This is a genomic window from Methanosaeta sp. UBA458, assembly GCF_002496085.1.
Classification (GTDB): domain Archaea; phylum Halobacteriota; class Methanosarcinia; order Methanotrichales; family Methanotrichaceae; genus Methanothrix; species Methanothrix soehngenii.
On the sequence record NZ_DAIK01000048.1, the window covers coordinates 20,277 to 29,917 of the forward strand.

The 9,641-nt window shown below is 51.2% G+C and carries 9 protein-coding genes; 6 read left to right on the plus strand and 3 right to left on the minus strand.

Going from position 1 to position 9,641, the window contains the following annotated elements; all coding sequences use genetic code 11:
* Positions 1 to 1,268: ABC transporter transmembrane domain-containing protein (locus tag BP822_RS03250; protein WP_286877734.1), on the minus strand; the 1,268-nt coding region annotated here is incomplete at its 3' end.
* 335 nt (positions 1,269 to 1,603) lie between these two features.
* Here BP822_RS03250 and BP822_RS03255 point away from each other — a divergent pair.
* From BP822_RS03255 to BP822_RS03275, 5 genes are all read left to right on the plus strand, one after another.
* Positions 1,604 to 1,876, plus strand: a complete 273-nt coding sequence (locus tag BP822_RS03255) for a non-histone chromosomal MC1 family protein (protein WP_013719696.1) — start codon at positions 1,604 to 1,606, stop codon at positions 1,874 to 1,876.
* A 132-nt stretch (positions 1,877 to 2,008) separates the two neighbouring features.
* Positions 2,009 to 3,388, plus strand: coding sequence for an ABC transporter substrate-binding protein (locus BP822_RS03260; protein WP_232844271.1), 1,380 nt, complete (start codon positions 2,009 to 2,011; stop codon positions 3,386 to 3,388).
* A gap of 58 nt (positions 3,389 to 3,446) precedes the next feature.
* Complete coding sequence (locus BP822_RS03265) at positions 3,447 to 4,823, plus strand: ABC transporter substrate-binding protein (protein ID WP_273278286.1); 1,377 nt, start codon at positions 3,447 to 3,449, stop codon at positions 4,821 to 4,823.
* A 201-nt stretch (positions 4,824 to 5,024) separates the two neighbouring features.
* Positions 5,025 to 6,380, plus strand: coding sequence for an ABC transporter substrate-binding protein (locus BP822_RS03270; protein WP_157863755.1), 1,356 nt, complete (start codon positions 5,025 to 5,027; stop codon positions 6,378 to 6,380).
* Between the two features lie 332 nt (positions 6,381 to 6,712).
* Positions 6,713 to 6,982, plus strand: coding sequence for a hypothetical protein (locus BP822_RS03275; protein WP_048132243.1), 270 nt, complete (start codon positions 6,713 to 6,715; stop codon positions 6,980 to 6,982).
* An 8-nt stretch (positions 6,983 to 6,990) separates the two neighbouring features.
* On the opposite strand, the gene BP822_RS03280 is transcribed toward BP822_RS03275, so the two are convergent.
* Both BP822_RS03280 and BP822_RS03285 read right to left on the minus strand, forming a co-directional pair.
* Positions 6,991 to 8,325, minus strand: a complete 1,335-nt coding sequence (locus tag BP822_RS03280) for a tryptophan--tRNA ligase (RefSeq protein ID WP_286877735.1) — start codon at positions 8,323 to 8,325, stop codon at positions 6,991 to 6,993.
* Positions 8,326 to 8,395: 70 nt separating this feature from the next.
* Positions 8,396 to 8,647, minus strand: a complete 252-nt coding sequence (locus tag BP822_RS03285; protein ID WP_083804701.1) for a zinc ribbon domain-containing protein — start codon at positions 8,645 to 8,647, stop codon at positions 8,396 to 8,398.
* 374 nt (positions 8,648 to 9,021) lie between these two features.
* Here BP822_RS03285 and BP822_RS03290 point away from each other — a divergent pair, with 374 nt between their 5' ends.
* Positions 9,022 to 9,414, plus strand: coding sequence for a hypothetical protein (locus BP822_RS03290; RefSeq protein ID WP_013719691.1), 393 nt, complete (start codon positions 9,022 to 9,024; stop codon positions 9,412 to 9,414).
* Positions 9,415 to 9,641 lie beyond the last annotated feature (227 nt).

The following is a 9,641-nucleotide window of genomic DNA, read 5'->3' on the forward strand; positions in this document are numbered from 1 at the left end:
AGGTAGGACTCCTGAGCAACCAGAGCCATTTGGCTGCGCAGGAAATTGAGGGGCAAGCTGCGAATATCATGGCCCCCCAGGAGCACTCTGCCCTCTTGGGGATCGTGGAAGCGGAAGAGAAGATCGATGACTGTGCTCTTGCCAGTTCCTGTCGCCCCAACCAAAGCCACAGTGCTGCCTGGCTTCACCTCAAACGAGATGTTATGCAAAACCGGCCTATCGCCGTGATAAGCGAAGTGAACCCCCTCAAACCTGATCTCCGGCTCAATAGCAGAAGGTGCTGTATCTTGGCCATCCCGGACCTCAGGCATCTGATCTAATAGCTCGAATATGGCGTTCGCGGTTCTTTTTCCCAGCAGGCTGTAGTGATGATATAAAAGCAGATGGCTGACGTGCTCGTAGAAGAGCGAGCCCAGCAAAAGGACCATGACCAGTTTGTCCATCGATAGGCTACCCTGGCTGAGGCGGAATGATGAGACGATCATGGTCAGGGAGTAGCCCAGAACTGGGACCACCTCGGAGACGAAACTGGCTCCGAAATAGAGCTGCAGGCTCTGCACCAATGCCTTCTCCAGGTTCCTGGATCTTCTATGAAGCTCTTGCCCCCGGCGTTCTGCCTGGCTGAAGAGCTTGAGGGTGGTCAGTCCCTGCAGGCTCTCGGCAAAGTAAGCAGACAGCTCCCGGTATGTCTCCCATGCTCTTCTACCCACCTTCCACTCCTCCAGATTGGTGAATATCAGCAGGGAAAGGGGGACCAGGGGGACAAAAGCCATAAGCATCAGGGCGGAGATCAGGTCTACATAGATGGCAAAGCCCAAAAAGAGGAGAACGGGCATAACCAGACAGAGAGCCATATAAGGAACATAAAGCCCCACGTAGGCCTCAAGCGCCTCCACTCCATCCAAGACCGTGGTGGCCAGGGCGCTTGTGTTGCGCATCTCGACGAAAGAGGGACCCAGATCGAGAAGATGCTGATTGATCCTCTTTCGGACGCTGCTCTTGACCATGGCGGCGGAACGCTGGGCGGTGATATCTATGGAGGCCTCGGCAATGGCTCGCAGGCCTATGGCCGCCAGCATGCCTGAGAACAGATCCAGCATGGAGAGGAGAGTGCGACCATCATATATTCCCACGATGATCCTTCCCGCCAGGAAGAGGAGGGCGATGTTGGCAATAGATCCCATCAGGCCAGACAAGAAGGTGAGGGCGATCCAGCGCCTTGCACCAGGGGCGAACTTCAGAATCCGTTTGTCGATTAAGCCTTCCATGTTCTCCTTCTTTTGCCGCAGCCCTTCTCCTGCGCCGTAAAATTAAATCCTGTCGTGTTACACTCGTTAATAAATCTGTCGTAGGAGATATTATAAATTCATATTATTATCTTGCTTTGGAGGGTAAATGAAAATAAATTGGCTTCTGCTCGCTAGAGTTGGTAAGAGGGTATTCGTTTCCCATGGATTTTATCCATTCAGACGCTGATCGAATACCCCCATATTCTCCATCCGCCTGCATTGGATGGCTCACGACATACGCTTTAAATAGCACTTTGTGCAGAAAAGTTAATATTATATCATCACTTCATCGATTCCTGTGTAGGTGGTATATTTTGAAAGAAAAGAGGAATTTCGCCCTCCGAGATGCTTCGGGCAATGAGGTTGGCATCTATACGGGAATGGCACCCAGGCAAGCAGCCCTCAAAGTGGCGAGCAGAGGAGTCAAGGATATAAGGCTGAGGGAAAGGGGCACAAAAAAGGTCCATATCTATCAGGGCAACAGAAGAAAGGTCAAGAAGCCAAAGAACGCTCCTGCCTGGATGCCCGATAAGATCTGGAAGCCGACGGTAAAGAAGATTGGGATAGAGAAGCTGGAGAAGATCTGAACTCATCGTTACTCTGTCGGGGGCAGCGGCCAGCACATCTCCCGTGTTGGCCTTTTTATCTGCCTGAGTCCTCATCCTGTGCAGTAACAATTTTCTTATTTTGATTATGATTAAATTCTAATACAGGTTTGATTGATATGCCTACATGCGACCGCTATCTTCTCCTGCTTGCCGGATGGATCGCTTCGGCTGCAGGATGGAGGGCGGGGCAGAGGAAAGATGGTGATGATACCCTTAAAAGCACTAATGCTGGCCTTTGCATTATTGATGCTCTCTGCATCGGGCAATGGCTATGTACTGCATATATTCGGCAATGCCAATCTCGACGATGATATCAATGACCAGGATTTAGCATATCTAGAGAGGATAATAGAGGGAACCGAAGAGCCGACATGGCTCTCTGATGCGGACAATAATGGAGAGATCGACGAATCAGACATCTCACTAGTGCAGAGCATCATCAACGGAACCCCTAGCGAGATCACAATCGTTGATTCAGACAATAAGACAGTGACTGTAAAGCAGCCCCTGGAGAGGCTGGTGGTCTATACCCATCAGTGCGCTGAGATCCTCCAGCTCCTGGGGGCAGAGGAGAAGGTGGTGGGGGTCAGGGACACATTCGCTGAGCAGCCCAACAGGTTCCCGCGGTTGAGCAAGTACCAGAGCATAGGCAGTGGTGGAGAGCCCGATGTGGAGGCGGTCTTAAAGACCAATCCCGATGCCATCCTCGCTTATACCTGGTACCCATCTGAAGAGTCGCTGGACGATAAACTTCCCCCAGAGGTTGAGGTCCTGCGATTCGATTGTGAGTGCAGCGGCCAGGGCCCCGACGACATGAGAGAGAGGGTCCGGTTGCTGGGAATCCTGATGGGTGCAAGGGATAGGGCAGAGGAGTATCTGCAGTGGCACGACGCCATCCTCGACCAGGTGGAGGATGAGGTCCGGAAGATCCCCCAGAATGAACGGGTGCGGGTATACCTGGAGAGCACGCCCGAGGGCGACCGGCCCATGAGTTCCCGAACGGCTATTGGCACCGGCCATGCAGCCCACAAGCTGGTGGAGATGGCAGGAGGTGTTAACATCGCTGCCGGCCGCCTTCCTGGATATGAGGATACAGCCTTCGAGTATGGCGAGATAGAGACTGAGTGGGTCCTCTCCCAGAATCCGGAGGTCATCGTAGGCCGGGCCATGGGCCCAGGGATCAGGCCTTATGAAAATGTCAATGACAGCCTCCTTGAAAGCTACGCCCAGGATATCAGGAGCCTGCCGGGATTCGATGAGGTCCGGGCCGTGAAGAACGATGGGATATACATCATAACCAATGACTATGCAATAACGCCCAACTACCCCTCTGCCGTCCTCCTTCTGGCCAGATGGTTCTATCCGGATCGATTCGCAGATATCGACCCCCAGGCGGCTCACCAGGAGTATGTGAATATGATGGGCTTGGACTACGATGTCCGAGAGAAGGGCGCGTTCTTCTTCTCTGAAGAGCAAGCAGAGGATCTATGACATTTTTCAGCTGAGATTGATGAATTCGACAACTACCAAAAGAAAGGAGATGCTATAATTGAGTGCAGATAAAATCTTTGTATTGGCACTGGTTCTCCTCGCCAATATCATTCCCCTGTCATCGGGGTCAGGCTATGTGCTCCATGTTTTTGGCAATGCCAATATGGACGGCAAAATCGACCAGGAGGATATAGCCACCCTCAGAGAGATCATCAGCAATAATATGAGTCCCACAGGCCTGGCCGATGCCAACCTCGATGGCGAGGTTGATTTGCGGGATATAGCCCAGGTGGAGATGATCATCAATGGAACGGAGAAGGAGCTGAGCCTTCTGGACGGGAACGATTTGCCCATCACCATCAATAAGCCAGTGGAGAGAATCGTGGTCGAATACCTGGACAATGCCGATCTGATGCAGATTCTCAAGAAGACGGATAAGGTAGTGGGGGTGGACCTGGCAGTGGCCAAATCCCCGGCGGAGTTTCCAGAGATGTCCAACCGGACGTGCGTGGGAGCCATGCACAAGGAACCGGACTATGAGAAGGTATTGAGTCTTGATCCCGATCTTCTCCTGGTATTCTCCAATGTCACCCAGGAGAAGGATAAGAACCTGCCTGGAGTGCCAGTGCTCTTTGCCGGCCTGTACTATCCCGACCTGCTCAAACCTGAGACATCTGCTTTCACCGATGCAGTGCGCAAGCTGGGCTATGTTCTTGACGCGCAACAGGATGCAGAAGAGTATATCCAATGGCATATGAATTCGCTCAATAGACTGGTTGAGAGCACAGGAAGTATTCCTGATAGCGAGAGGCCGACGGTCCTGGTGGCCGCCTATCCCGAAGCTGATGAGAAGACCATCTTCACCTTTGCCCAGATAGACACCCTTACCAGCATGGTGGATCTGGCCGGCGGGAGAACGGTGGCGTCTGATCTGCCTGATTTTATGAAGTCCACCTATAGAATCGAGGTGGACCCGGAGTGGGTCTTGCAAGAAGATCCGGATTATATCGTTTTGCTGGTTGTTGCCACCACTTACAGCGGATTGGTGTTGGATCCGCCCAGCGGCTATGATGCCGATGATCCCACTGGAATGAAGGAGGCTCTGGAGGCCTTTATGAGCCGTCCGGAATATGCCAACCTCAAAGCGGTGCAGAACGGCGATGTCTACATATTGAGCGGCAACCTCAGAAACGATGCCAGCAAAGGCCTTATTGGCGCAGCCTACCTGGCGCGGATATTCCATCCAGATGAGGCGGAGATGGATCCCGAGGAGCTGCATCAGGAGTACTTGCAGAGGTTCCTGGGGCTGGACTACGATTTGGATGAGCACGGAGTATTCATCTATCCGCCCCTGATCAAGGGCTCCGGAGAGCTGGAGGGGGTGCCGGATGGTTATTATGCTGCTGTATCCTATGAAGGGGCTGCCAAAGCCTGAGAAGAAAGAGTCGACAGGGCACAAGCCCTGTCCAAATTTTTATCAATGCGGGCCAATTTTAGTAATATTTTTCTTTTGATAGTTATGATTAAATAGTAAAATATGCTGATAAGTATCATTGTGATAGAAAAAGGCTGCTTTTGATCGACCGATATGGTCTGCTCTGGCATGATCGAGCGGCCTGACATAAGGAGACTGGAAATGAAGAGATGCTTAATAGCAGTGATTATGCTCTGCGGCCTTTTGGCGCAGGCATCGGCGGGAGACTATATCCTTCATATCTATGGCAACGCCAATATGGACGGGACCATAGATATGAAGGACATAGAATATCTCCAGGAGATAATAGCAGGATCGGTTAATGCTTCTCCCCTGGCAGATGCCAATTTCGACGGTAAGGTTGATGAAAATGACATATCCCAGGTGGAGATGATCATCAATGATTCTCAAGAGAATATCACCATACTTGACGGAAATGGAAAGCCGGTGACGGTAAGGCTGCCCGTGGAAAGGGCCATCGTCGAGCACCTGGACAATTCAGAGATGATGATGATCTTGAAACGGACGGATAAGGTGGCGGGTGTGGATCTGGCCATGTCCAAATCAGAGAAGGAGTTTCCCGATCTGGTCAAAAAGACAAGCGTATCCGGCTTCTCTCCAGCCACAGATCCCGACTACGAGCAGGCTTTGAGTTTGAGCCCCGACCTCCTCCTCACCTTCTCCAACAAGACCGCAGAGAAGGAAGAGAAGATGCCAGAAGTGCCTGTTGTCTTTGCCGGACTATACTATCCTAACCTGATCAATCCAGAGAATTCCTCCTTTACCGATGCCGTGCATAAGCTGGGGTATATCATGCAGGCGAGAGAGCAAGCAGAGGAGTACATCGATTGGCATATCAGCAAGATCGATGAGATCAAGTCATACACCGAGAATCTAGCCGAGGAAAAGAGGCCTAAAGTGCTCATAGCCACCCTGCCAAAAGAGGGAGATAATTCGATATTCACCTATGCAAAGATCGATACCTTAAGCCAGATGGTTACTTTAGCCGGAGGCAGAAGCATCGCCGAAGATCTGCCCGCCTACCTGGAATCAAGCTACAGAATCGAGGTGGACCCCGAATGGGTCATTAAGAGCGATCCCGATTATATGATATTCATCACCATTGTTCTCACTCCGCCAATAGGATACGACTCTGATGACATCTCAGGCATTTCTCAAGCACTTTTATCATTCAAGAGTCGCCCGGAGTATGCCAATCTCACAGCTGTCAAGAACAACCAGGTCTACATCATCAACGGTAACCTGAGAAACGATGCCAGCAAAGGGCTTATCGGGGCTGCCTATCTGGCGCGGATCTTTCATTCTGACAATGTAGATCTGGATCCCGAGGATCTGCATCAGGAGTACTTGCAGAGGTTCCTGGGGCTGGACTACGATTTGGATGAGCACGGAGTATTCATCTATCCACCCCTGATCAATGGCCCCGGAAAGCTGGAGGGGGTGCCGGATAGCTTCTATCAAAGCTATGCAAATGATTCTGAGGCAAGAGCTCAATGAGGCTCCAGGCAATTCTGCGCCATTGTGCTCAAATTTTTTATAATTTTGAAAAACCCGGGGACCGGTCAAGGGAATTTCAGGCTTGATCGATGGCTGATTTGCACTTGCATGCCATTGCCGAATTCTTCGCCTCCAAAGCCCGTCTCTGAGCTATATTGCTACTAATAGCAAAAGTTTTATTAACTAGTAATATCTCTATAGGGAATACAGCGACAGAAAGCTGGTTGACCTCCTTTACCGTCGTCCGCCTGTCGTCGGTCTCCGGCCTCTGCCAGGGCCGGACTCCTCTTCTGAAAACATCGGGAGTTCATAGCGATTGAGGCTAATATGCCATGACCTTGCTTATGATCACAGACATAAGAAAAAGCATCTATGACAGTGGATCGGATATAGTCACTGCGGTATTTATGAATGGAGAGGTCCGTGGTGGCGACAAAATCAGGTTCCCGGATGAGAATATTCTTTTAGCACTGGAGAGCGCCACCGCACAAAAGGATATCCCGGCAATTGGGGTGCATTGCGGTGACCAGTATATCCGCATGCGGGCCAATCCCGGCCACGGTCTGGCTGTCGGAGAAAGGATAAGACTGGAGAGCATATAGAGCAAAGCCTAAAGCCTAATTCCAAACTCCGGCAGCCTCTCTCGCGCTGCTTCGCGGGCTTGCTGGTGCTCGTCAAGGAACCTCTTTATCCTCTCGGCCACATCCTTCTTGCAATTGCCGCACATCCTCCTGCCGCTGCGGCATTCAGCGTCAAGCTCTAAAAGCTCCTTGTCATCCTCAGATAGATGGAATAGAAGGAACTCATATATGGTGCACTTATCCGGCTCTCCTCCCAGCTTCTTCTGCTCTGCCAGGCTCTGCCTGCCGCCAGTGATGGCCCGCATGATCTTTCCTGCCGCCTCTTTGGGATCCTCAGTCAGAGCGATGTAGCTCTCCGGCTTGGAGGAGGACATCTTCCCCCCAGTAAGGCCGGTCATGAAGCGGTGGTAGATGGAGGCAGGGGGTATGAAGCCATACTCTCCGTGCTCCGTCTCCAGCCTTATGATTAACTCCTCTATCTCCTGCTGGGCCTCATCGATCCTCTGGCCCTCTCTCAGCTGGAGGTCTGTAATGTCGATATGCTCCTCATACCTCTTGACCTGTCCCAGCCCCGTCCCCCGCAGAGCCGATTCAGCCGCTTGCATCAACTCCTGGCTAGCGGCCTTGCCCCGGACGCTGATGTAGTCTCCTCTCCTCTCGACTAGAAACCTCCTCATTCGATAGGCGAGGTCGCGGGTGAGCTTGATATGGGGATCCTGATCTGCGCCAACCGGTATCACCACCGGCTTTGGCCCGCCGTACTCCTCGAGCTGTGGGTGGAGGATATCGGCGCTCTGGGCCATCACGCTCTCCATATGAGAGATGCAGGTCTCTCCGCTGAATCCATAGATGGCGCTGACCTCGGAGAAGTTGGCCTCTATCCCCAGCTCAAAGGCCAGGTTTCGCACATCGTAGTTCTTGGACTGAAAATAGATGTGGCTGTTCTCTTTGGGCTGAAATCCCAGGGCGATGAGGCTGAGGATGTACTCCTCGATGCCAAACTGTCTGCACCTCTCCCAGCTTATCCCCCGTACCGCATGGGCTTCCATATCGGCCACTGCAGCGAAGGCATCACCGCCCTGCTGCTGGTGCCAGATGATCTCATTCATCACCATCATGTGGCCGAAGTGAGCCCTGCCGGTAGGCATAAAGCCGCTCATGACGGCGAAAGGCCGGCCGCTTTTCATGGCCGCCAGCACAGCATCGTAGTTTCTGTGGCCGAATATTATCTTGCGCCTCATGTAGCGATGAGGATCTACCAGCTCGGGAAGGATATCATCGAAGCTCGATATCCCAAACTCCTCGAAGAGCTTGGTGTAATCTTCCACATGAACTGCACCCCAGGGATCAAGCCTCGTTTCCATGGCCGAAAGAGGAGGGAGCGCCTATATATCTATCTTCTCATCATCCCTCCGTGTTCCTCTGCACCGGCGATCAAAGGACGAAGTGCTGGAGATGAAATCTGGTGCGACCCCAGCACAGTTTATTCGATTTGACCCTTGCCGCAATATTCCGCGCTGCGATTGTGTCAGCCGGACCAGAGAAGCCGCAGCAGACACACGAAAATTCGTCCCTTGTAGGACGGTTGGATCGAGATATAAGATGACAGATAGGGCATTCCTGGGAAGTATAAGCAGGATCAATGCAGATCACGGGCACACCAGCTATGGCAGCCTTGTAGTCGATATACTGTGTCTATGGCCTTCGCAACCANNATTCCTCCCCACCCTGAAGGATGGGGCCTCCTGCCGAATTGAGGTGAAATCAAAATTAAAACTGTATTATTATAAATAGTAATATCTCAATAATATTTATCTACTTGCATCAGTATAACAACAATTTAAGCGCTAAAATAAATCGCCTTCCTTGACTGTTGCATTGCGATTACCATAGAGTTGCATCTATGATTTGATGGATATAATATACGACTATGGCAAAACAATGGCAGCCGAGGTTTATATCTATAGTATAATCTTATGTCAAAGAAGAATATCTCGCCTCGAAATAAACTATTTATATCATAAGGTATTTGTTATATACAAAAATAGAATGAGGTCATTATGAGACAATTCTCAGTAAAAGTTTTGGATGATGCCGACAGGGAGTTCGTAGAGGTTCTCCGAGAGCTTGGCATTCCCAGAAATGTGGCCAGTATGATCACCTACCTGGCCAATGTGGAGGAGGCCACATCAAGGGAGATCGAGATCGGATCCAACCTCCGCCAGCCCGAGGTGAGCATTGCCATGCGCACGTTGCGCAATAATAACTGGGTGGAGGAGAGGGAGATCAAAAAGGATGGCAAAGGAAGGCCGATGAAGGTCTACCGGCTGACCATATCCCTGGGCGATATCATAAAGCATTTCGAGGATGAGAAGCGAAAAGAGTCCGTCAAGACCCTGGAGAGCATCGAAAAGCTCAAAGAGTTGAGCCGAAGCTTGAGCGTCACTCCTTAATGGCCAAATGCCATTTGCAGCCAGATAAGTCGCCAGTGTATCTGGCTGTAACTCTGAATTCGTTTATAAACTGTATTGGAGCTGCAAAAACTATTTTCTGCGAGATTCGGCCATCCAAAAGAGCTCTGTCCCAGATAGGCCGTTTAAAAGGGATGAGATGGCAATTTAGACATCCCACCTCTCTGGCATTCAACAATCTTATTCGAGGACCGTTCAGACCTGCAAAC

What these genes read in the sequence shown, in the direction of transcription:
- BP822_RS03270 (WP_157863755.1), top strand. Translation starts at nt 5,025, where the DNA reads ATGAAGAGATGCTTAATAGCAGTGATTATGCTCTGCGGCCTTTTGGCG.
- BP822_RS03275 (WP_048132243.1), top strand. Translation starts at nt 6,713, where the DNA reads ATGACCTTGCTTATGATCACAGACATAAGAAAAAGCATCTATGACAGT.
- BP822_RS03280 (WP_286877735.1), bottom strand. Translation starts at nt 8,325, where the DNA reads ATGGAAACGAGGCTTGATCCCTGGGGTGCAGTTCATGTGGAAGATTAC.
- BP822_RS03290 (WP_013719691.1), top strand. Translation starts at nt 9,022, where the DNA reads ATGAGACAATTCTCAGTAAAAGTTTTGGATGATGCCGACAGGGAGTTC.